Origin of the sequence: Floridaenema fluviatile BLCC-F154, assembly GCF_041929135.1 — a bacterium.
Lineage (GTDB): Bacteria > Cyanobacteriota > Cyanobacteriia > Cyanobacteriales > Aerosakkonemataceae > Floridanema > Floridanema fluviatile.
Map to the genome: position 1 here is coordinate 17075 of NZ_JBHFNS010000052.1, position 24551 is coordinate 41625.

Below are 24551 nucleotides of genomic sequence, written 5' to 3' on the forward strand. Positions count from 1 at the left end.
ATGAAATCAAACTGGTTAGATAGAATAGGCGATTTAAATCCGCAAATGTGGCGAGAAATTAAAGGACGCTTTAAAACCCGAAATTTAATTGTTGCCGCTATCATCTCTCTTTTGGGGCAATTTACCCTGTTAATGATGGCGATGGGAGGATTGCCAACTGACGATCGTAACCCAGGCTCAACTGAAAAAAATTATCACAAATATTGTACAGGAATTTCTCAAGAATGTCTCCAAGATGGCTTAGGTAACTTTGTCATTAACTGGCAACTTTGGTGGATAGAAATATTTACAGTTCTGAGTGTGATTGGCATTTTTGTTCTGTTAGTTGCAGGTACATATATGCTAATCATTGACTTAGCAAAGGAAGAAAAAAATGGAACTTTGAATTTTATTCGCCTTAGTCCTCGCACTAGCCAAAGCATTTTATTCGGTAAAATTCTTGGTGTTCCGTTTTTACTTTATGTCTTCGCTGCTTTCGCTTTACCTTTACATTTTTGGGCGGGTATTTCTGCTGGCATTCCTTTTATGGGGATTCTAATTTATTGGGCGGTTATTGTTGCTAGTTGCTTTTTCTTTTACAGCACAAGTTTGCTATTTGGTTTGTTTAGTTCGGCTTTTAGTGGGGTTCAACCTTGGTTAGGTAGCGGTTTAGTTTTAATGTTTCTTTTGGCAACTTGTTCACTGCCAATAGCTAACCTGCCAACAGATTGGATAAATCTGTTTTCTCCCTATACAATTTTGTCTTATGTGGTGAATGCTAGTCCAGTAGAAAATAGTTTTTCTTTTTCCTATTTGAATTTAGATAGTTGGCAATGGTTTTACTTCCCATTAGGTAGCAATGCTGTGGCAACTATCAGTTTTTCACTGTTTAATTATGCTCTCTGGAGTTACTGGATTTGGCAAGGTTTGCAGCGTCGTTTCCATAATCCAACTAAGACAGTTCTTAACAAAGGTCAAAGTTATTCACTTGTAGTTTGTGTGGAAATCATGTTTTTAGGTTTTGCGCTACAAGCGAATAATGAGTCATATTCAAGGCTAGATTCAACGGAAAGCAATTTTTTGATTCTGCTGATTTTGAACCAATTACTATTTTTGGGTTTAATTGCGATTTTATCTGTGCAGCGACAAGCTTTACAAGATTGGGCAAGATATCGCCGGGAAAGAATCGGAAATCGTTGGGGTTTTTGGAGTCGGGATTTAATCAAAGATTTGCTTTGGGCGGAAAAGAGTCCGTCTATTTTGGCAATAGCAATTAATCTCGTTGTGACTTTTGTAATATTGTCTGCTTGGGTTGTTTTCAGTTCTAGTAATTGGAATTCAATTCTGGCATTACCTCTTCTGGCAGTTACCATGAGTTTGATCTTAATTTATGCAACGATCGTACAATTAATACTGCTGATGCGAGCTAAAAAACGGATGCAATGGGCGGCTGTTGTAGTTATCGCTTTAGTAGTTTTGCCGCCAATTTTTCTGGGTGTTTTATCAGTTTCTCCTGATAATTTTCCTCTGCTTTGGCTGTTTACTGTTTTCCCTTGGGCTGTTACTCAGAATGCGTCAGATGCGTTAGTAGGAGTTATTTTTACTGCTTTTGTCTGTCAATTGGGAATTTTCGCGGTGTTGAATGGGCTGTTAAATCGACAGTTAAAGGTAGTTGGGAAATCGGAAACTAAGGCTTTACTCAAATAAATCTAGATCCCCGACTTCTTCAAGAAGTCGGGGATCTAAGGGATCTGAAGATTTAGGTTTTTATTTTGAGGGCTTTTTTGATTAGTTCGGGGACTTGGGAGGGACGATCGGCAATGGGAATTTTGGCTTGTCTGAAGCTGGCAATAATGCTTTCGGTACTTTCGGGATCTGTGCCTAAAATTGGTAGGGAAACTATTAAGTCGCTGGCGTGAAGTTGACGTTTGCGTGGTGGACCTAAACGTCCGGCGACGTAGGCAATGACGGGCTTTTCTAGTTTTTCTTTAATATATTGAACGGCGGTTTCTTCAATGCCATCGTCTATTTGACTGACTAAAACGATCGCCTTTGTATTTTTATCTTCATTCAATATTGTTAACCATTCCAATAAGGAAGAACCAATGATAGTATCATTACCAATGCTGACGCAAATTGATTGACCTAACTCTGCTTTTGTCAGTTCTAATGCAACTTCGGAAGTTAGGGTATCACTGCGGCTAATCATACCGACGGAACCGTGAGAATAAAATTCTACTGGATAGGTTCCTAACAAAATTTTTCCTGGTACTATAATTCCGAGGGAATTTGGTCCGACAACTAAGGTATTTGTTGCTTCGGCTTTTCGCAGCAAACAAACCATATCCAGGGGTGGAACTCCCTGTGTAATGATGATAATTTGATGAATATCAGCTGCGATCGCTTCGAGTGCCGCATCTAAAGCTAAATAAGGCGGAACAAAGATCATTGTAGTTGCGATCGTCCCCATTTCTGACACTGCTTGTTCTACCAAGTCAAAAATCGGAATCCCATCTAATGTTTGTCCCCCTTCTCCAGGACTCACTCCAGCCACTACATTAGTCCCATAAGCTTTCATCCGAACAGCATGGACAGCTGCGAGTGGTTCGTTGATACCTTGAATTAAAACTTTATCTTCTGGGCTGAGTTTCATAATTAGGTGTTTAGCACCCTAAAAGTGCTTAATTTTTCAATGAGCCTAGATCGTAACTGCTAAAGTTTAACAGTTGGTTATTTGGGATTAACTAGTTTTGTTTCAACTAACGTCCCAATAAATTCGGAATATCTTCACATCCACCGGGAATAGTATTTCTAGTTTTTTCTCCTCCCCAAGCACAGCAATAGTAACGCTGTTCTTCTGATAATCTGTGGACATTGGTAAAGTCGGCATTTTCTACTACTGCCCCAGTATTTGCACCTGTTTGAAAGTCAGGAATTAAGCTGCGACTCCGAGGAGAAGCTGTTTCTAGTTTACCGTAAAAAAATTTCGTTCCTTTCAAATCTGCACCAGAAAGATTAGCTTCAAATAAAATTGTCCGGGCAAAATTAGCATGAACTAAATCGCAGCGGCTAAGATTAGCTCTGACTAAGTTAGCGTCACTTAAATCTGTCCAACGTAGGTCTGTACCAGAAAGATCTGCTCCTGCTAATATTACTCCTAAATCGATGACTCGCACTCCTTCTTGGCGGTCTTCTTGATAACCACCCATTCCATCTAAGATGGGACGACCTAAATGTTGATCTCGACGGAGTGGCGTAAGTAACCTCGATCGGGACAAAAACCGCAGAACTTTGGCTTTACCTGTACCATCGATGCTACTAAGTAGGGCAGCGGTACGACCTTCGGCGAAGATTCTTTCTTGGGGCCAATCTTCTAATAAGCCTTCTTCACCTAATGCTAAATCAGAAACTCCTTGAAAGTAAGCGTCGATTGTTTGTTGTTGAGTGATTAAGTTTTGTTGGTTGGTGAGACGGTTTTGTTCGATGGTTAAGTCGCGAGAGATTACGTATTGTTGCCATGCGACGTAGACGGCGAGAACTGCGATCGAAATTTGTCCTAATGCACCACACCATTCTGCTAACGCGCCGGAAGCTTCCCAGTCAACTGTTCTAAACCATGCTCCAATATAGCGATAAACTCCCAGGAATTCTAGTAATCCGGCGATCGCTAATATTCCAGAAACTCCCACAAAAAAGATGATTCTTTCTTGCCGGGGCAGAAATTGATTTAACCAGTTGCCTAAAGGCGACCACAATACCCGAATTGATACTAGCAAAGCGACTATTGAACCGGAGATTCCTACCCAGAAATTGTTAATAATTAATCCGACGATCATCAGGGCGATCGCTATCAAAATTAATCCTAATATTGAGGTGTGTGGAGGAGTCCAAGTTTTAATTTTTCCTGATGTAACAGGTGGTAGATATGTGTAGGGTTTATACAACAATGAATCTGCTTCGCTATGCGCCCTAACTACTTGAGCAACTTGACTATTACTACTACCATTAGGACTTTCTATTGAGGAATTAGAACCAGGTTGGTTAGCAAAAGAATCAGGATCTTGAGTCATTAGATTTTCGATTTTCTGGTTGAAATTTGTAATTGCCGATCGCCAAAGATAAAAATGTTAACTAATCATCAACATTTTTATCTTTGCTGAGTTCGAGGATCTAAAGCATCGCGCAATCCATCTCCTAATAAATTAAAAGCCAAAACTGTTAATACAATAAGTAAAGCTGGGGGCCAAATTAACCAAGGTTGCAGCACTAAAATAGAAGCGTTTGTCGCCAAGGTCAACATATTTCCCCAAGAAGGATCGGGTTGCTGAATTCCTAAACCAATTAAACTCAAAATCGACTCAGCAACGATAAAACCTGGAACTGCTAAAGTAGCAGAAATTATGATATAAGTTGCAGTTTGGGGCAAGACATGACGGAGAATAATATAAAAAGGATTACCGCCCATTGTCTTAGCAGCTTGAACAAATTCCCGTTCTTTAAGTGATAACACTTGTCCGCGAATTACTCTAGCTAAACCAGACCAACTAACGAATGAGGTAATTACAACTATGAGTAAAAACCTTTGCGAACTAGTTAAACCTGGTGGTAATACTGCGGCGAGGGCGACTAACAAATAAATGCTGGGAATAGTCATTAACACTTCTACTATCCGCATTAAAATGCTATCTACCCAACCGCCAAAGTAACCGGAAATTCCCCCAACTAACATTCCCAAAGGGAAGGAAATAGCAATTCCCACTAAACCAATACTAAGGCTAATTCTGCCGCCAAAAACCAAACGGCTAAATTGATCTCGTCCTTGTTCGTCGGTGCCTAAAAGGTTAAATTTGGCTTCTCCGGTTGTGCCAAATAAATGTAAATCTAAAGGAATTCCGGGGAAAATTACGATTTCGTCGCGTGGTGGTGGCAAAGGTAAACTTAGGCGAAATAAATTGTAGGTTGAACCGCGAACAAATAAACGTAGAGGTGAGGGGTTTTTCCAGTCTACGGTGAGTTTGCGATCGCCTGTTTCTAATTGTACTGGCCCTTGAGTTGTGGGATAGACATGAGGGCCAATAAACTCACCTTGAGGAGTGCGTAAATAAATTTGTGTCGGTGGTAGTAAAGATCCATTAGGCTGAGCAGCATAAGGATCGTAAGGCGCAACAAAATCTGCTGCTATTACTGACAAATAAAATAATAACAACAACAGTGCGCCACATTTTGCCAGAAAGTTAGTTTGTAATTTTTGCCACCAATTCATAATTTAATTCAATTGTTCTACTAATTGCCTTCTGTCTTCTTCAGCTTTTTCATGTTCTACTACAAACACATTGGAGTATAAATTAGCAATAATTTGCTTCCCTTGCTGTGTCAATTGTAGATAACGGAGAGCACTTTTGATGTAAGGATAAACTCCATTCCAGTAAAATTTAGAATAGTTGCGCCGCAAGTCTCCGGGATGACGATAATTGAGGGCTTTGGTAACGCCTGTTTCTTCAAATTCATAGTATAGAGAAGTAATTTTTTTCAGATAGCGGGGATCGCTAAGTTGTCCGATTAAATCTGCTGCTCTGACTAAACCTGCATAATTAATTGTATCCTGATGATCTTCGGCTGAAGGTACGGGGAAACGAGTCAGTTCAATGTTACGCTTAATTGCTTCTGCGTCAATTAATTTATGTCCGCCAAAGCGTTCCGTGATGAATAATTTTCCCCGATCGACATGATGAGGTGTCAAGCTAGCATCAGAAGCACCCGGAGGTAATTTTACCATTCCTCCATCTTTCCCAGTAGCGTAAAGTCCTTCTTCGTCTTTATCTTGACGGCAAACTCCTTTAACGTAACCAATATCATGACACAGTAAAGAAATGATATAGTGCAACCAATCTTCACAGGAAACTCCGCCTTCCCGGATATGTTTACCCCGTAAAATTTCCTGACCGACTAAAGTAACTAAGATTGTATGTTCTACATTATGATAAAGGGCATCGCTGTTGGCTATATTTTCTAGTGCCATGCTACCAGCCCAGCCGATAATATCTTCGTAGTCAGTCTTTAATCCTCCGTAGGTGCGGTGATATCCTTCTCGCAGTTGTTCGACGAAGGCATCTATGAGAATTTGTGTAGCATTGAACATTCTAGTTTCCCGCCTGTTTTTGGTATTGATTTACAGGTATTTACTGTTAATTATGGTTGAGTTACTCAATAATTTCATTTTAAATGTAACTAGTGACTCATATAGTAACGCAACCTAGCTAAGATCAAAGTTAGCTTTTTTACTGGTTTCTGGGTAGATGGGTGTAACTCCTGCGATCGGCAAATAAAATGCTATTGTATAAGAATTGCTCTGCGGGTGTAGTTCAGTGGTAGAACGTTAGCTTCCCAAGCTAAATGTCGTGGGTTCGAGTCCCATCACCCGCTTACCAGCTAAAACAGTTGAAATATAAGCAATACAAGGGTTTTAAGCTATTCGTCGTTACTATGTAATAGTACCTTTGTTCTTAAATTAGGTGGTATTGGGTAATTTAGGGTGTAAATTGGGTGTAAACAAAACTATCAGCATGATTATTATATGAAAGCAATTGAAACCACAGCCACAATTAATGAAAAAGGGGAACTTACACTAGATAAATCACTGGAAGTTACCAAACCACAGCGGGTTCGCATTATTGTTTTACTTTCTGAAGAAGATGAAATAGATACTGATGAAACACCAACAGAAATAGTTATAGAAGGAATTCGCCAAGGTTTACATGAAGCTTTAACAGGACAAACTATAGCTCTTTCAGAAATGTGGGAAGGTATTGATGCAGAGTGAACCATTACCGATCCAAATTGCTCTTACTCCTCGTTTTAGAAGGGATTTGCGAGAACTTGCTAAACGCTATCGTTCAATTCGTAGCGATCTCCAACCATTAATTGACCAACTTCAAGCAAGTGAAATTCCTGGAGAAAGAATTGCTGGAATTAAATATCAATTTTTTAAAGTTCGTCTCAAAAATAGCAACATTCAAAAAGGAAAAAGTGGAGGCTATCGAGTCATTTATTATCTGAAAAATGAACGAGAAATCATCCTGGCTACAATTTATTCTAAATCAGATATTTCAGATATAAGTAATGAAATAATTGAAGAAGCGATCGCACAATATGAGCAAGAAATTAATCTAAAGGACTTTTAAGTTATGTTCTCTGGTGATTTAGCATCTGCATTTGCAGTAGATTATCAACCGCTTCAGTCTGTTTTGTCTACTCAACAATGGCGGGAAGCCGATCGCTTAACCACTCGTTTGTTAATTAGAGTGCTAAATTTGCAGATGGGATTGGAACCAAATCAACTTAACTTAAGCCGCTACAGTATTGAACAGTTCCAAATGTTACCTTGTGCAGATTTGAATACGATCGATCGCCTGTGGACACACTACAGTCAAGGACGCTACGGGTTTTCTGTGCAACGTGAAATTTGGTTGAGTGTGGCAGATTTACCTGATGTTGATGCTCATTTAAATAAGTTGGGAAGCGATCCGATCGGTTGGTTAGGTTGGTGTGTAGATGTGGTGCTGGATGTTACAGGTTACGATTCAGAGGCAGGCGATCGATTTCAGTGGGATCAATTTGTGGCGAAAGTTGGTTGGCAAAAACAGGGAAAAATGACCTCGTTTGATGAATTCTTCAGTTATCCGATTCCTAGAGGAGGACTGCCAGCAATGTTTCCCCGAACTATTGAAACCGCAGCATGGCTAAGTTTACTAGAACGAGTCAATCATTGTTAGTAGATAGTAAAAAATCAATAACTTATGGAAAGTTAAGTAAGATAAGTTCCTTAACTTTTCTGTATCGACTTATGCAGTTTTAGCAATTACAAATAAAGACATAGTTACGGTTCAATATTTGATTGTTCTCTGAGTTCATCAAAAGTTTTTTATTAGCTGTAAAGCTGAAGCACTAGGAAAACTTTTTCCACCTTTGGATAACCTTTAGCTAACTCAATTGTTGGCGGAATATTTCAGCGTAATTGTACATCTACCTAACTGAGGCAAATTACTATGGCACTCTACAACGTCACCGTTTCTGTGGAAAACTTAGCACCAGAAAAGGGTACATTTTTAACTCCTCTTTGGTTTGGTTTTCATAATGGTAACTTTGATACTTACGATCGCGGTAGACCTGTTTCTCCTGGTTTAGAAAGTTTAGCTGAAGATGGGGCAACAGACTTAATTTCTCAAGAATTTGATTTATCAGGGTTTGGCAAAGTTCAAGGTACAATTACAGGTTTAAATGGTACTCCGGGACCGATCGATCCGGGTGAAACTACAACTTTTACAGTTCAACTAGATAGCACCGATCCTACCAGCCAGTTTTTCAATTATGCCTCGATGATTATTCCTAGCAATGATTTCTTTATTGCTAATGGTAATGAACGTGCTCATCGTATTCTTAATGATGAAGGCAAGTTTATTAATACAGAATTTACTATTGAAGGCAATCAAGTTCTTGATGCAGGTACAGAAGTTAATGACGAACTTCCTGAAAATACAGCATTTTTTGGGCAACAAACTCCCAATACAGGTTTAGATGAAAATGGTGTAGCCTTGCTCGCTAATGGATTTAAACCAGGGGGAAATATTCTTAGCGATCCGCGATTTGCTAATGCTGATTTTACAACTCCAGATTACCAAGTGGCGCGAATTAAAATTTATGCGGAAAGTCTGACTCCGTTAGATGGTAGTGGGGGAAACAATACTTTTACAGTGCCCAAAAATAGTACTTATACGATCGCAAATTTTGGTGGTATCGGTCGAGGAATAGAGCCTAATCAAGCTACTCTTGATGAATTAGATACTATTAAATTTGTCGGAGAAGGCTTAACTGCTAAAAATCTCATTCTGTTTCAAAATGGCGACGATTTGGAATTGACTTTTGATGGTAAGCCAGGTACTAAGGTAATTTTGTCAGATTTTGCGATCGAGAATTTAGACAATTTAGTAAATGGCGTTGGAAACATTCTATTTGATGGTGACACAACGGTTCAAGACAGTTTTGATATTATCAATGTTGATGCTAATCCCGATCGGGTTTTTAGTTCTAATACGGTGACATTTCTGAATGGTTTTGACAACGAGGTTGAAGGTTTTAACAATTCCGATGATGTGATTAATGGACAAAGAGGAGATGATACTTTACGCGGATTAAGTGGTGATGATTTAGTACGCGGTTTATTAGGAGATGATGTATTATTTGGCGATCGTGGTGCAGATACTTTGATTGGTGGATTAGGAGATGATAAAATTTATTTGGGACGCGATCGCAATGTTGACAAAGTAATATATCGTGATGGTGACGGTAGTGATGTAATTTATCAATTCCGCCGTGGTCATGGAGGAGATATCCTCAGTTTCCAAGGGATTGATGCAGTTGATGTTGTAGTTGATGATGGCAGTACTTGGTTAGTTGCCAGTGATGGAATTTCAGGAAATGCTGATTTTGGTTCTGGTGAACTATTGGCGAAATTAGAAGATGTAACTGGGTTTACTGCTGACAATATCAGTCAAAATTTGGCTCCTACTAATATGGCACAATTCTTGTTTGCATAATTGGCGCAGCAATCCAATTTACTTAAGTGTGAATAGTTGATATACTTCCCCCTAATCTGGGGGAATTTTTACTTTTACAGTATCCCGGTTAACCTTTCTTGAAGTAGTTGGGGAAACTGGGAATAGTATTTTTGATTTAATGGGGAAGGATGAGGTAATGGCATTAGCGTTACTGATTTTTTGTGTAAATTTTCGGTGCTATCTTTAGCGGTAACAGTCACTTCGATCGAGTTAGAATAGCGATCGCTTCTCTGAAAAAACTCTTGCAAAACGCCTTTCTCCGAGTATGGAGTAAACCAATTAAAAGCTTCATTGCCTAAAGTAATAAGTTTATCACCTTGCCAATGTAAAACTAACAAACGCTCAATAAAAGGGCGAAATCTTTTCTTGACTGCTTGACTATATGCTTTATTTCCTGGTGGTTTATATGGTACTGTATTAGTCAGCAAAACCCGATCTAAAACTACTTGCAAATCAGTAGTTTTTGTTGGTGCTTCCTGGGTGATGGCACGGTATAAACCACTACGAACAAGCTTGCCAGCAGCGCCAATTAATGGTTGACTGGCATGAACTTCATCTTTACCCAAATCTCTAGCAAAAAAGCATAGTTGACTATTGAGATTACCTGCATAGAGAATAGGTTGGGTCGGTTTTAATCCAGCAGCGAGATAAACTGGTTCATCAATAGGAAAGCTAACACTTTCAGCTTCTTGCTGAATATCCGACAATAGCTGAGTAATATTTGGCATAGAAGCAGTTTTTTTCTCCTGAATTTGGGTACAACCTTTCCATAGTACACTTTCTGTAGGACATTATTTCATGGCAATAGAAAACGTTGGAACATCAGCTATTGAACAAAATCTGGAACAGTTTCTTTTAGTACTTTCAGTTTCCTTAAGCGTCGCTACATTATCACGAGTTTTTAGCTGGTTTCGGAAAATTCCCTACACTTTATTATTAGTAATTGTTGGGTTAGGGTTAGCTTTTGTAAATGTTAGATTAGTCAATCTTTCGCCAGGGCTAATTTTAGAAATTTTCTTGCCACCTTTGTTATTTGAAGCTGCTTGGAATTTGAAGTGGCGAGACTTACTGGAAAATTGGGTTCCAGTGGTACTTTATGCAATTGTTGGCGTAATGATTTCAGTGGTTGGTATTGGTTTTGCCTTAAATCAATTTGCCGCGATTCCTTTTGCAACTGCTTTATTAGCAGGGACAACTTTAGCCGCGACAGATCCGGTTTCTGTAATTGCCTTGTTTAAGGAATTAGGGGCAAGTAAAAAGCTAAAAACCATCATGGAAGGAGAGAGTTTATTTAATGATGGGGTGGCAGTTGTTGCCTTTAGTTTGTTAGTGGGAATTCCTTTAGGAATTGAACAGTTCGATTTACCTGTAAGTGTAGCTCGGTTTTTTGTTTTTGTTGGTGTTGGGATTGGAGTTGGCAGTTTAATTGGTTTTGGTATTTCTTATTTAACTCAACGATTTGATTTGCCTTTGGTCGAACAATCTTTGACTTTAGTTGCTGCTTACGGAACTTATTTAATTACTGAAAAATTAGGTGGTTCTGGGGTAATTGGTGTAGTAACTGTTGCCTTAATTTTGGGTAATTTCGGCTCGCGAATTGGCATGAATCCTCGCACGAGATTGCTAGTAACTGAGTTTTGGGATTTTTTGGCTTTCTTTGTCAATTCAATTGTCTTTTTGTTGATTGGCGATCAAGTCCGTTATGATAGTTTGGCAAATGATTTCGGGTTAATAGTGTTGGCAATTGGGGCAGTATTGTTAACTCGGTTTGTGTCGATTTTTCTTTTGGGATTTATCAGTAATTTATTCACTAAAGTCGATCTCAGTTGGCAAGAGTTATTGGTGCTTTGGTGGGGAGGTTTAAGGGGTTCGGTTTCTATTGCTTTGGCTTTGAGTTTACCAGTTGCTTTAGTTGGTAGGGAGGAAATCACTGATATTGTGTTTGGGGTGGTTTTATTCACTCTATTAGTGCAAGGTTTAACTACTCAGTTTCTTTTGGAAAAATTGGGTTTAATTGGCGATCGCAAATTGCAGCAAGAATACTCGGAAATGGTGGCGCGTCGCATTGCTTTAACTAGAGTAATGAACTTTCTGGCGGAGGGAGAAGATTTCCGCAAAGTCGATCCAGAATTTTTCCGTTACCAAGCAGAATTAGTGGAAGGTCAATTGAAATCTCTGGAAGAAGAGACTTACGAAATGATCGTTAAACACCCACAATTAAGAGATACAGTTAATGAACAAGTACGCGACAAACTGTTAGATATTGAGGCGGATACTTATGCCGAATTAATTCGCAATGGTTGGTTAAATGAACGACTTTCACCATTGTTACAAGATGTTCTCGGTCGAGAAGAGGATGTGTAGGATCGATCGCTAAAATTCTGCCTAAAGATGTAGAGAAGTTTCATGAAATTTCTCTACATTCAACAAATAAATTCTACCAAAAGAACAAGGTAAAATATTTACCAAGATCTATATAAGTCATGACTTCTATGGCTGAACCGATAATTGAATTAAAAGGAATTTCTAAAACTTTTGGTGACAATAAGGTTTTAGACGAAGTTGACCTGAAAATTTATCAAGGCGAAGCTTTAGGTATTATTGGCCCTTCTGGTACAGGAAAATCAACTATTTTGCGAATAATTGCGGGATTACTCGCCCCTGATTCTGGGGAAATTTGGATTCAAGGAAAACAGCGACAAGGGTTAATTGAAGATGGAGAAAGTCCGGTAGGAATTGGTTTAGTTTTCCAGCAAGCTGCTTTATTTGATTCTTTGACAGTGGAAGAAAATGTAGGTTTTTTACTGTATCAACATTCTAAATTGTCGCGACAAAGAATTCGGGAACTTGTGTCAGAGAAATTGGAGATGGTAGGATTGCCTGGAATAGGCGATCGCTATCCCGCAGAATTATCAGGAGGAATGCGAAAACGAGTGAGTTTTGCTAGGGCGATTATGTCCAATCCAGACAACCCAAAGGATAATCCTGAAGTTTTGTTGTACGATGAACCTACAGCAGGTTTAGATCCGGTTGCTTCTACTGTTATTGAAGATTTAATTCGAGATTTACAATCAAAAACAGGAGGTTGTAATACTTACGCGATCGTCACTCACCAAGATAGTACTATTCGCCGCACTAGTAACCGGATTGTATTTCTTTACCAAGGTAAAGTGCAATGGGAGGGCGTAGTTGATGATATTGATATTACCGAAAATGCTTTGGTGCGACAATTTTTTAGCGGTAGTGTAGAAGGGCCGATTCAAGTAGCTGGTTAAAGAAAACTTTGCAAGATTATTGAAGAGGGAATATGCGATCGCGTACTATGAGAGAAGGTTCCGTTGGTTTATTATTATTATTAGGAATAGGGTTATTTGCTGGGCTAGTTTTGTGGGTGCAAGGTATCTATTTTGGCAAACGTGACTATCAATTTACTATCACTTTTAAAAACGCCGAAGGAATCCAAATAGGGACACCTGTGCGTTATCGAGGTGTCAGAGTTGGTCGCGTAGTAGAAATTGACCCCAATGTAAATGGTGTAGATATATTAGTGGAAATTACCGAACCAGATTTAGTAATACCTCGTGATGTGAGAGTTGAAGCACAACAGTCAGGTTTAATTGGAGAAAACAGTATTAATATTATTCCTAATCAAGAAGTAACTGCTACTGTCCCAAATATTGAACCATTCGATCCAAACTGTAAAGAGAAACAATTAATTGTTTGTAACAATGCTCGTTTAGAAGGACAAACAGGTGCGAGTATCGACCAATTAATTAATGCTGCTGTTAAATTCACTAATATTTACACCGATCCCCAATTTTTTAATAATATTAATTCAGCCCTTAGTAATACCTCAAAAGCAGCGGAAGGAGTTGTTAGTTTAACTCGCGATTTATCAGGTTTATCTCAATCAGTAAGACAGAATTTAGGAAATATTTCTAATGCAAGTAATTCTATTAGTCGCACTGTAGATAGATTCGGTGTAACTGCTGATAAACTAAGTGTAACTGCTGATAAATTTAACCTCACTGCCGATCGAGTTGGTCAGACTGCTGACAAAGTTTCTAATCAATTTGGCGTAACTGCAAATAAAATTGGTCGAACTGCCGACCAAATTACTGTAACTACCAATCAATTGGGTTCTTCCTTCACCGAAACTGCTGGAAGAGTAAATACAAGTTTAGATGAATTTCGGTCTACAACTAATCAAGTTAATAGTTTAGTGAGTAATTTAAATGGTTTAATTACTAATAACCAGGGGGCTTTAGTTGCAACTTTAAATAATTTAAAAGAAACTAGCGATGATTTGCGGGTTGCTGTGCGGAAATTGGGGCCATCGATCGATCGAATAGCCGAAGGACAACTAATTCAAAACTTAGAAACCCTCTCAGCTAACGCCGCAGAAGCATCAGCTAATCTACGCAAAGTTTCTAACTCCTTAAGCGATCCCACAATTATTTTATCCCTGCAACAAACCTTAGATTCCGCCAGAGTCACATTTCAAAACGCCCAAAAAATCACCTCTGATTTAGATGAATTAATCGGCGATCCAAAAATTCGCCAAAATCTCCGTAATTTGATTAATGGATTAAGCGGTTTAGTTTCTTCTACCGAACAATTAGAACAACAAGTAGAAGTAGCCCAATTTTTACAACCAATGAAAGAAGCCACAAAATTACCATTACCTAATACTATAGGTCACTTTCCCACCGATAAATTTCCATCAGCAAACAAACCTAATGTCGTTACACCAGAAACTACAGCTAATAGAAAAGATAGAAAACCTTTTGTTCAAAAATCATCTCACACTACTAATTAACCGTTCGTAGTAGCGACTTTAGTCGTAACAGTTAACTTGGCATAATGTCATCAAGTTGCAGTTGTAAATCAGGGAAAAGGTAAGAAAAGATAGGATCTCCCAATCGATATTTTTCCTGCTGGTACACACCATTAACTAACTGACAGATTGTGAAAGTAGGTTGTTTGGGATTGCCGATAAATTGCATACCACCTAAACCGCGAAAATCTACAATCCAATATTCAGCGATATTCAAAAAAGCGTATTCTTCCACTTTTCTAGCATAATCATCTTGCCAATTACTGCTAACCACCTCAGCAACAAGCTTAATAGTATTACCGTTACAAATTACTGGTTCTTTTTGCCAAAGTGGTTCTTGATTAAGTTCTGCTTTATCTAAAACAACTACATCAGGACGCAATGCTGTAGCTTCAGCATATAATGGTTTTATTAAACAATTTTTTGGTACTAACCAATTAAAATTAGCACGAAAAATTTCGACATAAATTCTACCTGCAAGACTCCCAGCAACTGCTTCATGAGGGCCTGTAGGTTCCATGTCTCTTAGTTCTCCGTCAATTAATTCGTAGCGGGTATTATCACCATATTGGGTAATAAATTCTTCAAAGGTTAGTAGTTTGCGTGGGGTATAAGTCATTTTTTGAACCGCAAAGACGCGAAGAACGCAAAGAAAGAGAAGAAGGTGTTTTTATAATTCATTTAATATCTGGATAACTTTTTAATTAAGCCCAATCTTCGCTATCATTATCACGAGTTTTATAAACTAGTCCTTTAGCATGAATTTGCCGAGTTGTCGCAAATAGTTGTTCTTCATCCATTTGCCATTTTTGCAAGACTTTTTCTAAGTCGCTTTGAATATCTTTCGCGCCGGGAAAACCGCGATAGCGAATTTTTAATCGGGCTAATTCTGCCATGTTATAATCAGTTGGATCGTTTTGTAATAGCTTATCTAGAATTTCGCGATCGCCCTTATACAAAGGATGCTGTTGTTCTTGATTTTTCATCACTCATTACCCAATTTTTCAGCCAAAAGTTGCTCAAAAATCTGATACATATCTTGAGCAAATTTTTGCGGATTCCACAAAGGAGAGAGAGTTTCTGGTTGCTTAGATTGTACCAATTTTTCTTTAATCGATCGCCGAAATTCTCGATCGTTCCCTAACTTGATTCCTTTCTCAATGTACTCTTCCCAATTATTAGCAATACATTCGTCCAAAGAGAGAGTTTTTAAGAAAGAGTAACCCATTCTCGAAAGATAGGTTTCACCACTTTTTGTAACTACTGGTAAGTTAAACCACAATGCTTCTAAGTTGTGAGTTCCGCCATTGTAGGGATAAGAATCTAACAGAATATCTGCTATTTGATATACTTGACGATGTTCTTCTTCAGTGGCGCTACGAGGCATAAATTTAATCCGTTGAACACCTACTCCCTGCGCTTGGCATTCCGCTTTATAAGCTGATTCAATTATGTTAATATCACCTGTGTGACCTTTATACAATAAAATGCTATCAGGGACTTGTTTGAGAATTTTTACTTGGGCTTGAATTTGTTCCGGGTTCAATTTGTAACCGGGCGCAACACACAAATAAACTATCTGATCTTCAGCAATTCTTTGAGCTTTTCGTAGTACTTTTCTATCAACGGGTGCAGATTTAAAACCACCCACAGCAATGAAAGAATCTGGCATTCTAACTAACTGTTCGCAGTTGTAGTTTTCTCTCCCTTCTGGGTGACTATTCCAATCACAGAGGAAGTAATTATTTTCTTTGGTAAATGGTGCTTCAAAACCTAACCAAGATAAACAAACTGATGCTGGTTGATGATAGATAGCTTCTACTTGTAAGGGAACTGTGGAAGAGTCTAATTCAATCAAAATATCTAATTCGTCTTGGGAAATATCTTGGAGAATTTGGTTAATATTAAATTCTCCGTTTGGATTAGCTTTTGGACGATAAAATTTGGCAGCGGCGCTTTCAAAGATTTTGGTGCGATCGTCTGGTTGGCGATCGCCCATAAAATACAAGTATAAATTAGGCGTTAATTTCCCTAACTCTGTAATAATATCTCCACTACACCAACCTACTGAATGTCTCGCAAAATGAGAAGACATTACGCCAATTTTCAAATTACTTGTTGGTAGTTTTTTCTTCTCAAATTGGCTGATTTCAATTTGTTTAGGGATAATAATTTTCTCTGCATATTTCTTTCCAACTTCCTTATAAAGTTGACTATTTGCGGCTAAATCATCCCGTAAATAATGAAGATTGAACAAGACATGACTATAAACAACATTTAACTCTGTGCTAGTCATCTTTTCGAGATTATTGTAAATTTCTGGTTCAATTTCCAGAAACTTTTCTTTAGCTAATTGGGCTAATCCTGATTTGATATGAGTACCAATATAAGTAGATGCTGCAATTAAGCGATTTTTATCTTTACTTTTCTCTACATATATCTCTGATGCTTGTCTTAAAGCAGCAAAATTTGAAGCCCTAACTGGACTACTAATTAATTGTGCCAAATAAATATGGGGAAGTTCTAGGTCTGAATTAACTTCTAATGCCTTTAAAAGACTATTAATTGCTATGTTAAATAAATCACCACTAATTTCACCATCTTTTCTAGTTTTGCGATAAACGATCGCGCCAATATTGCTGTAAGCTTCACCTAAATCTGGTTGTAACTCAACTGCTTTTTGTAATTCTTTAATCGCTTCAATAAACTTATCTTTGTGCGCTAAAGCTGTTCCCAGACTAAAATGATATTCTGACGAATCAGGTTGCAATTGTATTGCTTTCTGATAATTAAATATTCCTCGATCGATTTGGTTTTCGGTAATTAAAATATTGCCTAAACAATTGTATGCTTCAGCATGATCTGGTTTTAAACTAATTGCTTTTTCTAATTCCTCTTTTGCAGCATCTATTTGCCCAGTTTTTTGGAAAGCGATTCCTAAATTTAGATGTGCTAAATGATAGTTTGGTTGTAATTCAATCGCTTGTTGATAATAGGGAATTGCGGCGGCAAAATCACCCAATTTTCCGATCGCGGTTCCTAAATCATTTAAAGTTTCCGCATTCACCAATTTAGGTTCTAATGCAAAAGCTTGCTTGCGGTACTCTACCACTTTTTCTAAGTTTTCTAATTGCAAATAAATATTTGCTAAATTCCAATAAGCCGCCCCAATATTTGGTTTAATCGCAATTGCTTTTTCCAAACAATCAATTGCTTCGTCATTGCGTCCAAGCTTAGAAAAAATACTACCTTTATTGATATAAGCCTCGGCAAATTCAGGATTTAATTCTAACGCTTTGTCGTAAGCATTTAGCGCCGCTTCCATATTGCCTTGGGTTTGCAAAATATTACCTAAAATCTTGTGACTTGGGGCAAAATCTGGTTGCAGTTCAATGGCTTTATTGCTAGATGCGATCGCCTCCCGGAACTTCCGCTGCCAAAAATAAATTTCCGCTAATTGGTAGTGTACCTCTGCAAAATCTGGTTGCAGTTGCAAAGCTTCTTGATAGCTGGCAATAGCTTCATCGAGTCTTTTTTCTGTCTTCAGTTGATTGCCAGTATTGCAGAAATTTTCAGCTGTTGGGGAATTTACTTGCGATTGCATCTGGTAGAAATAAGGAGTAATGACTAAGGATGAGGACTGAGAATTGATACTCTTAGCGATAAAACACTTAGAGAAATTCCCATTCCCTAGTAAAGTTAACACTAAACAGTCAATTGCGATCTGTCAATTGTGATGGAAATTGACCGATCGCCAAGGACTAATTACAGGAGTTTACCGCATGAGTGAGATGGACGCTACTACAATGATGAAACAAATGGTCGGCAAAGCCGCAGCCGATCGGGTAAAATCAGGTTCTATTGTCGGTTTGGGCACTGGATCGACTGCCGCTTTCATGATTGCATCTTTGGGAGAACGGCTGAAATCTGGCGAACTCAAAGATATTGTTGGCATTACCACCTCATTTCAAGGAGACGTACTCGCCAGACAACACGGCATTCCCTTGACAACGCTGGATGCAGTTGACCATATTGATATTGCGATCGATGGTGCTGATGAAGTCGATCCGAATTTAAACTTAATTAAAGGCGGTGGAGCAGCCCATACTCGTGAGAAAATTGTTGATGGTTTAGCCGATCGATTCATTGTAGTTGTGGATAGTTCCAAGTTAGTAGATAAACTTGGTTCGACATTTTTGTTACCAGTAGAAGTGATTCCGATGGCATACTCGCCTGTGATGCGTGCGATCGAAAAACTAGGCGGTAAACCACAATTAAGAATGGGTGTAAAAAAAGCCGGTCCAGTAGTTACCGATCAAGGAAATTTTGTCATTGATGTCAAGTTTGATGCAATAGATAATCCTGTCGAATTAGAAAAAACTCTGAACAATATTCCCGGTGTTTTAGAGAACGGTTTATTCGTAAATGTCACCGATTTAGTATTAGTTGGTGAAGTGAAAGACGGTAAACCATCAGTTCGGGAAATTAGCAAGTAATCATCTAGATAATCTGAAACCACCCCAGCCCTAACAGGACGGGGTTTCTCATGGCTGTGATGCCTCTATCTGGCTCTCCCAAAACTGAGAATTTCATTAACTAATTTGCCCGCTAGGTGCGTTTTATCCCTATACCTTAAGCTAGGGGCGCATCAGCAGGTTTTTTGGTAAATTCTCGCGCTTATCCCCCTGGTTTTGACTCTAGTGCAGAAAGTTTGCTGGCACAATTCGATCGGGAATTTCTCCCACTAATGGGACACTAAGTATATAAAGGGAGTCACATTGCGTCATCAAAACATGATTTTATTTTTCTTGAATTCCTTAATTTTCGGGCAATTCCTGCCTTTCGAGATCGGCTTGCTTCCTAACTACCAGCAATTTGGGCTGCGTAAGTTTTCGGCATTGGTTTAAACTCCATACATATTCAGAGGAGTGAACAGAATGGATTTACGTAGAGATGCTTTGGAGATTCTTAAAGAAACCAGCCGGACTTTCTATATCCCAATTAGTCGTCTACCGCTAGAACTACAAGCAGCTGTAGCTTCTGCTTATCTTTGTATGCGTGCCATTGATGAGATTGAAGATCATCCAGAATTGGCAAATTCCGTCAAGGCAAAATTGTTACGCAGTATCAGCGTCAGTTTACAGGGTGCAGCTGACGGGGTGATTCCTGATGATTTTTCTTTGGAATTCCACTCTCAGGATGTCTTGTTGCCAGAAGTCTCCCTGCGGGTAAAAGAATGGGCTTTGCTGGCACCTGAAAGTATTGCGCCTCGTGTTTGGGATGCGACTGCGGCTATGGCCGATCGCATGGCTTACTGGGCGGAACGGAACTGGGAAATTCACACTGAGTCGGATCTCGATCGCTATACTTTTAGCGTGGCTGGTGCTGTGGGTTTGCTGCTTTCTGATTTGTGGGCTTGGTACGATGGCACTCAAACTAACCGCAGTTATGCGATCGGTTTTGGTCGGGGTTTACAAGCTGTCAACATTCTTCGCAACTACAAGGAAGATTTACTTCGCGGAGTAAGTTATTTTCCCAATGGCTGGGGTGTTGACGATCTGCAAGCTTATGCTCGTCGCAATCTTAAGCTGGCTGATGCTTACACTCGCTCTTTACCCGCTGGCCCAGCTTTGGATTTTTGCCGCATTCCTCTGGCTTTAGCTTACGGGACTTTAGATGTGCTGGCTCATGGTGAAAGTAAGCTGACTCGTAGTGCAGTTATGGCCCTTATTGAGCAGGTAACTGGCTTGAAAAAGTAGTAGCTAGTGCAAAAGGCAGAAGGCGGAAGGCACAAGGGTAAATTTCTCCCCATCTCCTTTTTCCTTCTGCCCCTGCCCCCGCAGCTAAAAGCCGAAAAAGGCGATAAACTAAAGCCATTCGCAGTTTTGTTGAGCTAGCAATCTAAATAGCATCATCATTTGTGAGGAGAAAATTTTAGATGACTGCTAAAGTAAAATCTTTTGAGTCACCTGTGCCGGAGATGACTGCTGGGAGAAAGCGCCACGTTCCCCAAAATCATCGCCGGATTCTTTGTGCTTTTCCTAAGTATGCACCTTCATTTGGTACTTTTTACCATGCTTATCCACTTTCAGGTCGTCGAGTAAAGGCGATGATGCCTCCTCAAGGTCTTTTAATTGTGGCGGCTTATTTGCCCCAAGAGTGGGAAATTCGTTTTATTGATGAAAATGTTCGTCCGATTAAAAAGTCGGATTTTCAATGGGCGGATGTGGTAATTGTCAGTGGAATGCACATTCAGCGGCAGGAAATTAATTATATAAATGAACGGGCGCATCAAGCAGGTAAAATTACGGTTTTGGGCGGGCCTTCGGTTTCTGGTTGTCCAGAATATTACCCGGATTTTGATATTTTAAATTTGGGGGAATTGGGTGATGGGACCGATCGCTTAATTGAGTATTTAGATCGATATAAAGAACGTCCAAAAAGCCAAATTCGCTTTGAGTCTAAGGAACGTTTGCCTTTAAGCGAGTTTCCGATTCCGGCTTATCATTTGATAGATTTAAGAAATTATTTTATGGGGGATATTCAGTTTTCTAGCGGTTGTCCTTATCGTTGCGAATTCTGTGATATTCCTGAACTTTATGGCAGAAATCCGCGGATTAAATCCCCCGAACAAGTTTTGGCGGAATTAGATGCAATGTTACAGGTGGGAAGTCCGGGGGGAATTTATTTTGTTGATGATAATTTTGTGGGCGATCGCAAAGCGTTAATGCAGTTATTACCTGCTTTAATTGATTGGCAAAAACGCAATGGTTATCCCGTGCAATTTGCTTGTGAAGCAACTTTGAATTTAGCCCAAAGTCCGAAGATTTTAGCAATGATGCGAGAGGCTTATTTTACTACGGTATTTTGCGGAATTGAAACGCCCGATCCGGAAGCTTTGCATTCAATTTCTAAGGTGCAAAATTTGAGTATGCCGATTTTAGAAGCGGTGAAGATTTTGAATAGTTACGGTTTGGAAGTGGTATCGGGGATTATTTTGGGTTTGGATACTGATACTCCTGAGACGGGCGATCGAATTTTAGAATTTATCCGACTTTCTAATATCCCAGTTTTGACAATTAATTTACTTTATGCCTTACCGAAAACTCCCTTGTGGCGCAGGTTAGAGGCAGAAGGTAGATTAGTCTTCGATCAAAAACGAGAATCGAATATTGAGTTTTTAATGCCTTACGAACAAGTGGTGCAAATGTGGCGACGCTGCATTACCACTGCTTACGAACCTGAGTTTTTATATCAAAGATTTGCTTACAATATGAAACATACTTATCCGAATCGAATTACACCCCCAAATAGCCCGCAACGTGCTTCCTGGACAAATATTAAAAAAGGTTTGTTTGCTTTGGGAAATATTTTGTTACGGGTTGGTGTCTTTGGTAATTATCGGGAGACTTTTTGGAATTTTGCTAATCCAGCTTTAAAAGCCAAAAAAATTGAAAGTGTAATTCATGTTGGGTTAATTGCCCATCATCTAATTACCTTTGCTCAAGAGTGCGGTAAAGGTCAAGAGTCTGCTTCTTTCTATTCTCAAAAAATCCGCAAAGCGGAAATATCGCAAATCAAAGTTGGTTCTCGATAGCGGGAAATAACACCAAAAATGAAAAAAAAAATGAAAAAGTTTATCTCTGGCATTAGTGCAGCAATTCGGGTGATGTTTACCAAAAATACATTTATCTTTAATAAGATAAAATATTTTATTCGCTGGCTAATTGTCGGGGCAATTCTGTTTTTTTTAATGGGAATGCTGCGAGAAAATTGGCGACAAGTAGCAGAAATTCGGATTGATAAATCAGGGTGGTTGTTTTTAATTAGTGCGCTAGTAGTGACGATGTTAGCTCAAACTTGGGCAGGTTGGGTGTGGAGTTGGATGTTGCGGGAGTTCAAACAACCTAGAAACAGTTTATGGATTATTAATGTTTACTTGAAAACTAATATTGCCAAGTATTTACCGGGTAATGTTTGGCATTATTATGGAAGGGTAAAAAAGCTAAGAGATTCGGGAGTTCCTACTTCCACGGCTACTTTAAGTGTGTTGATTGAGCCAATTTTACAAGCAGCAGCAGCGGTTTTAATGATTATAATTGGGCGGCAAATTAGTGGCTCAATTCTAGATGAAACGGGGATTTTAAGTTGGCAGGTTTTGGGAGCGATCGCAATTTTAATGCTCTTACATCCTTGGGTTCTCAATCCAATTTTACAAGTTTTGGGTAAGTTTGAAAAACAACCAAAAGGCTCAGAAAATATCGAGTCTTTGAGTTGGAAAATTGATAGTTATCCAGTTAAACCTTTAGTGGGATCTCTGGGATTTTTGAGTTTGCGAGGGTTAGGTTTCTGTTTGATCTTACTGGCTTTTACTCCCTACAATTTAAACCAAATACCCATGTTATTGAGTGCTTTTAGTATTGCTTGGGTGACAGCTTTAGTTGTTCCAGGAGCACCGGGAGGAATTGGGGTTTTTGAAGCAACTGCGATCGCACTTTTAGCACAACCTTTCTCCACAGCTGTAGTTTTAAGTACAGCCGCACTTTACCGTTTGATCAGTATTGTTGCTGAAACTTTAGCTGTGGGTATGATTTGGTTAGATGAAAAGCTCCAGAAGTACAAAAAAGCAAATACTTAAAAAACAGGTAAACAATACATAGTATTGCTAGTCCTTAAGTTAGTCTAAAGAATCTATAAAAATCCTTGATTCTAGCCAGGAATAAGTTAATCTTAGAAACATAGTAAGTAACCAATTAATCATTCCTTTACCTATTGATAAGGAATGTTAAAGCTTACTCCCTGTTGCTTAGTACTCATTTAAGGGGTGAGTCTAGTATTGATTTTGACCAAATTTCACTCGGTTATCTTTCTATTCCTAAAGATAGATGAACTGAAAAAATCAATAGTTACAAATAGTTAAAGTTCTGCGAATTAAAGTTAAGCACTAACAGCTTAACCGCAGTACGAGTTATGAAAGATCGACTATAAATCTGGATATTTTTTCCAATTTGTGGTAAGGTCTGTTAGTAAAAATTGGCAAAACTCTGTAGAATTCAACTCAATTAAAAATCATGAACCAAGTGTGGTCTAAAGCAAAGCGTTACTTGCAATGGGTAATGCTGGGAGGAGTGCTGTTTTTTTTCGCTAAAGCATTCAGCCGTCACTGGCAAGAAGTAGCAGCGATTAGAATAGATGGTTTGGGAATGATGTTTTTGGGATTAGGTGTTACTTTTAGCTTAATAGCTTTTGCCTGGTCTGGGGTAGTCTGGCATTGGACTTTAGGGGAATTTAAGCAAAAACTGAAACCATTTTGGTTAGTCAAACTTTACTTAAAAACTCATATTGCCAAATATTTACCGGGGCACGTTTGGCATTATTGTGGGAGAATTTGGGGCGTTAAACAAGTGGGTGTGCCCGGAGAAATTGCTACTCTCAGCGTAATTATTGAACCTTTTTTGATGATAGCGGCAGCTTTGACAACTGCGATCGTCAGTTGTCAGTTAGCGGGAGAAGGAACCAGAAATGTTGACCATTTCAATAATTGGGGTTTGCAAATTATTTCCTTGATGGGAGTAATGTTAATGGTACATCCTCAGTTTTTAAACCCAGCATTGGGAATGTTGGGGAAATTTAAAGGCAACAAAAAAGACTGTCCTGGTGTAGATTTGAAACATTGCCGAATTGAAAGATATCCGATCAAACTATTAATTGCCGAACTAATTTTTGTCGCTTTGAGAACTAGCGGCTTTATCTTTACTTTCATGGCTTTACATCCAGTTGCACCAAGTCAAATTCCACTTTTAGTGAGTGGTTTTAGTTTAGCTTGGTTAGCTGCTTTGGTATTACCGGGAGCACCTGGAGGTGTGGGAGTCTTTGAAGCAGCAGCGATGATGATTTTAAGCAAATCATTTTCACCTGGAGTCGTTTTGAGTGTAGTTGCTGTGTTTCGGTTAGTCACTATTTTGGCGGAAGCTATTGGCGCAGGTTTAGCTTATTTAGATGAACGCCGGACGAAACAAGCTTATCAATTAGCATTAGTTGAAGAACGATTTGTAGACAGTAAACTTGTGGGGATGAAGTAAGAAATTCTTTGGTTCGTTGTGAGGACTTCAGTCCTTTTA

The 24551-nt window shown here is 38.9% G+C and carries 21 protein-coding genes and 1 tRNA gene; 14 read left to right on the forward strand and 8 right to left on the reverse strand.

The features are described 5' to 3' along the window. Entirely contained in the window at positions 1-1686 is a 1686-nt protein-coding gene (locus tag ACE1B6_RS12460; protein WP_413257555.1) for an ABC transporter permease, read from the forward strand. A gap of 52 nt (positions 1687-1738) precedes the next feature. Here the strand turns inward: ACE1B6_RS12460 and ACE1B6_RS12465 are convergent, their stop codons facing one another. The 4 genes from ACE1B6_RS12465 to ACE1B6_RS12480 all read right to left on the reverse strand — a co-directional run bounded on the left by ACE1B6_RS12465 (position 1739) and on the right by ACE1B6_RS12480 (position 6118). Further along, positions 1739-2632: a succinate--CoA ligase subunit alpha gene (locus ACE1B6_RS12465; RefSeq protein WP_413257556.1), complete on the reverse strand. Its 894-nt coding sequence runs from the start codon at positions 2630-2632 to the stop codon at positions 1739-1741. Between the two features lie 106 nt (positions 2633-2738). Continuing rightward, complete coding sequence (locus ACE1B6_RS12470) at positions 2739-4049, reverse strand: pentapeptide repeat-containing protein (RefSeq protein ID WP_413257557.1); 1311 nt, start codon at positions 4047-4049, stop codon at positions 2739-2741. 77 nt (positions 4050-4126) lie between these two features. Continuing rightward, positions 4127-5242, reverse strand: coding sequence for an ABC transporter permease (locus tag ACE1B6_RS12475; RefSeq protein ID WP_413257558.1), 1116 nt, complete (start codon positions 5240-5242; stop codon positions 4127-4129). Between the two features lie 3 nt (positions 5243-5245). After that, positions 5246-6118 (reverse strand): Npun_R2479 family HD domain-containing metalloprotein, encoded by an 873-nt coding sequence (locus ACE1B6_RS12480; protein WP_413257559.1) that lies wholly within the window; start codon positions 6116-6118, stop codon positions 5246-5248. A gap of 212 nt (positions 6119-6330) precedes the next feature. On the opposite strand from ACE1B6_RS12480, the gene ACE1B6_RS12485 reads away from it, so the two are divergent. The 5 genes from ACE1B6_RS12485 to ACE1B6_RS12505 all read left to right on the forward strand — a co-directional run bounded on the left by ACE1B6_RS12485 (position 6331) and on the right by ACE1B6_RS12505 (position 9572). After that, positions 6331-6402, forward strand: a tRNA-Gly gene (locus ACE1B6_RS12485). A 151-nt stretch (positions 6403-6553) separates the two neighbouring features. Beyond that, on the forward strand, positions 6554-6799 hold the full coding sequence (locus tag ACE1B6_RS12490; RefSeq protein WP_413257560.1) for a type II toxin-antitoxin system RelN family antitoxin: 246 nt from the start codon (positions 6554-6556) through the stop codon (positions 6797-6799). Further along, positions 6789-7160, forward strand: a complete 372-nt coding sequence (locus ACE1B6_RS12495; protein WP_413257561.1) for a type II toxin-antitoxin system RelE family toxin — start codon at positions 6789-6791, stop codon at positions 7158-7160. The genes ACE1B6_RS12490 and ACE1B6_RS12495 overlap by 11 nt, the downstream gene beginning before the upstream one ends. A 3-nt stretch (positions 7161-7163) precedes the next feature. Then, entirely contained in the window at positions 7164-7751 is a 588-nt protein-coding gene (locus ACE1B6_RS12500) for a GUN4 domain-containing protein (RefSeq protein ID WP_413257562.1), read from the forward strand. Positions 7752-8024: 273 nt separating this feature from the next. Continuing rightward, positions 8025-9572 carry a spondin domain-containing protein gene (locus ACE1B6_RS12505; RefSeq protein ID WP_413257563.1) on the forward strand — a complete coding sequence of 516 codons (1548 nt, stop codon included), beginning with the start codon at positions 8025-8027 and terminating at the stop codon, positions 9570-9572. 74 nt (positions 9573-9646) lie between these two features. On the opposite strand, the gene ACE1B6_RS12510 is transcribed toward ACE1B6_RS12505, so the two are convergent. Then, positions 9647-10321 carry a uracil-DNA glycosylase family protein gene (locus tag ACE1B6_RS12510; protein ID WP_413257564.1) on the reverse strand — a complete coding sequence of 225 codons (675 nt, stop codon included), beginning with the start codon at positions 10319-10321 and terminating at the stop codon, positions 9647-9649. 70 nt (positions 10322-10391) lie between these two features. Between ACE1B6_RS12510 and ACE1B6_RS12515 the strand changes: the two genes are divergently transcribed. The 3 genes from ACE1B6_RS12515 to ACE1B6_RS12525 all read left to right on the forward strand — a co-directional run bounded on the left by ACE1B6_RS12515 (position 10392) and on the right by ACE1B6_RS12525 (position 14412). Next, complete coding sequence (locus ACE1B6_RS12515; RefSeq protein ID WP_413257565.1) at positions 10392-11957, forward strand: cation:proton antiporter; 1566 nt, start codon at positions 10392-10394, stop codon at positions 11955-11957. A 128-nt stretch (positions 11958-12085) separates the two neighbouring features. Then, positions 12086-12868 (forward strand): ABC transporter ATP-binding protein, encoded by a 783-nt coding sequence (locus tag ACE1B6_RS12520; RefSeq protein WP_413257583.1) that lies wholly within the window; start codon positions 12086-12088, stop codon positions 12866-12868. A 32-nt stretch (positions 12869-12900) separates the two neighbouring features. Next, entirely contained in the window at positions 12901-14412 is a 1512-nt protein-coding gene (locus tag ACE1B6_RS12525; RefSeq protein ID WP_413257566.1) for an MlaD family protein, read from the forward strand. Positions 14413-14443: 31 nt separating this feature from the next. Here the strand turns inward: ACE1B6_RS12525 and ACE1B6_RS12530 are convergent, their stop codons facing one another. From ACE1B6_RS12530 to ACE1B6_RS12540, 3 genes are all read right to left on the reverse strand, one after another. After that, positions 14444-15049, reverse strand: coding sequence for a Uma2 family endonuclease (locus tag ACE1B6_RS12530; RefSeq protein ID WP_413257567.1), 606 nt, complete (start codon positions 15047-15049; stop codon positions 14444-14446). Between the two features lie 85 nt (positions 15050-15134). Continuing rightward, positions 15135-15416, reverse strand: coding sequence for a DUF3288 family protein (locus ACE1B6_RS12535; protein WP_413257568.1), 282 nt, complete (start codon positions 15414-15416; stop codon positions 15135-15137). After that, positions 15416-18034: a tetratricopeptide repeat protein gene (locus ACE1B6_RS12540; RefSeq protein WP_413257569.1), complete on the reverse strand. Its 2619-nt coding sequence runs from the start codon at positions 18032-18034 to the stop codon at positions 15416-15418. The genes ACE1B6_RS12535 and ACE1B6_RS12540 overlap by 1 nt, the downstream gene beginning before the upstream one ends. A 178-nt stretch (positions 18035-18212) precedes the next feature. On the opposite strand from ACE1B6_RS12540, the gene rpiA reads away from it, so the two are divergent. The 5 genes from rpiA to ACE1B6_RS12565 all read left to right on the forward strand — a co-directional run bounded on the left by rpiA (position 18213) and on the right by ACE1B6_RS12565 (position 24512). Continuing rightward, the gene (gene rpiA, locus ACE1B6_RS12545) at positions 18213-18926 is read left to right on the forward strand and encodes a ribose-5-phosphate isomerase RpiA (protein ID WP_413257584.1); all 714 of its coding nucleotides are present in this window, start codon (positions 18213-18215) and stop codon (positions 18924-18926) included. Positions 18927-19367: 441 nt separating this feature from the next. Continuing rightward, positions 19368-20189, forward strand: coding sequence for a squalene/phytoene synthase family protein (locus ACE1B6_RS12550; RefSeq protein ID WP_413257570.1), 822 nt, complete (start codon positions 19368-19370; stop codon positions 20187-20189). A 179-nt stretch (positions 20190-20368) separates the two neighbouring features. Next, positions 20369-22027, forward strand: a complete 1659-nt coding sequence (locus tag ACE1B6_RS12555; RefSeq protein ID WP_413257571.1) for a B12-binding domain-containing radical SAM protein — start codon at positions 20369-20371, stop codon at positions 22025-22027. A 30-nt stretch (positions 22028-22057) separates the two neighbouring features. Beyond that, on the forward strand, positions 22058-23068 hold the full coding sequence (locus ACE1B6_RS12560; protein ID WP_413257572.1) for a lysylphosphatidylglycerol synthase transmembrane domain-containing protein: 1011 nt from the start codon (positions 22058-22060) through the stop codon (positions 23066-23068). Positions 23069-23501: 433 nt separating this feature from the next. Then, positions 23502-24512: a UPF0104 family protein gene (locus ACE1B6_RS12565; protein WP_413257573.1), complete on the forward strand. Its 1011-nt coding sequence runs from the start codon at positions 23502-23504 to the stop codon at positions 24510-24512. The last annotated feature ends 39 nt before the right edge of the window (positions 24513-24551 follow it).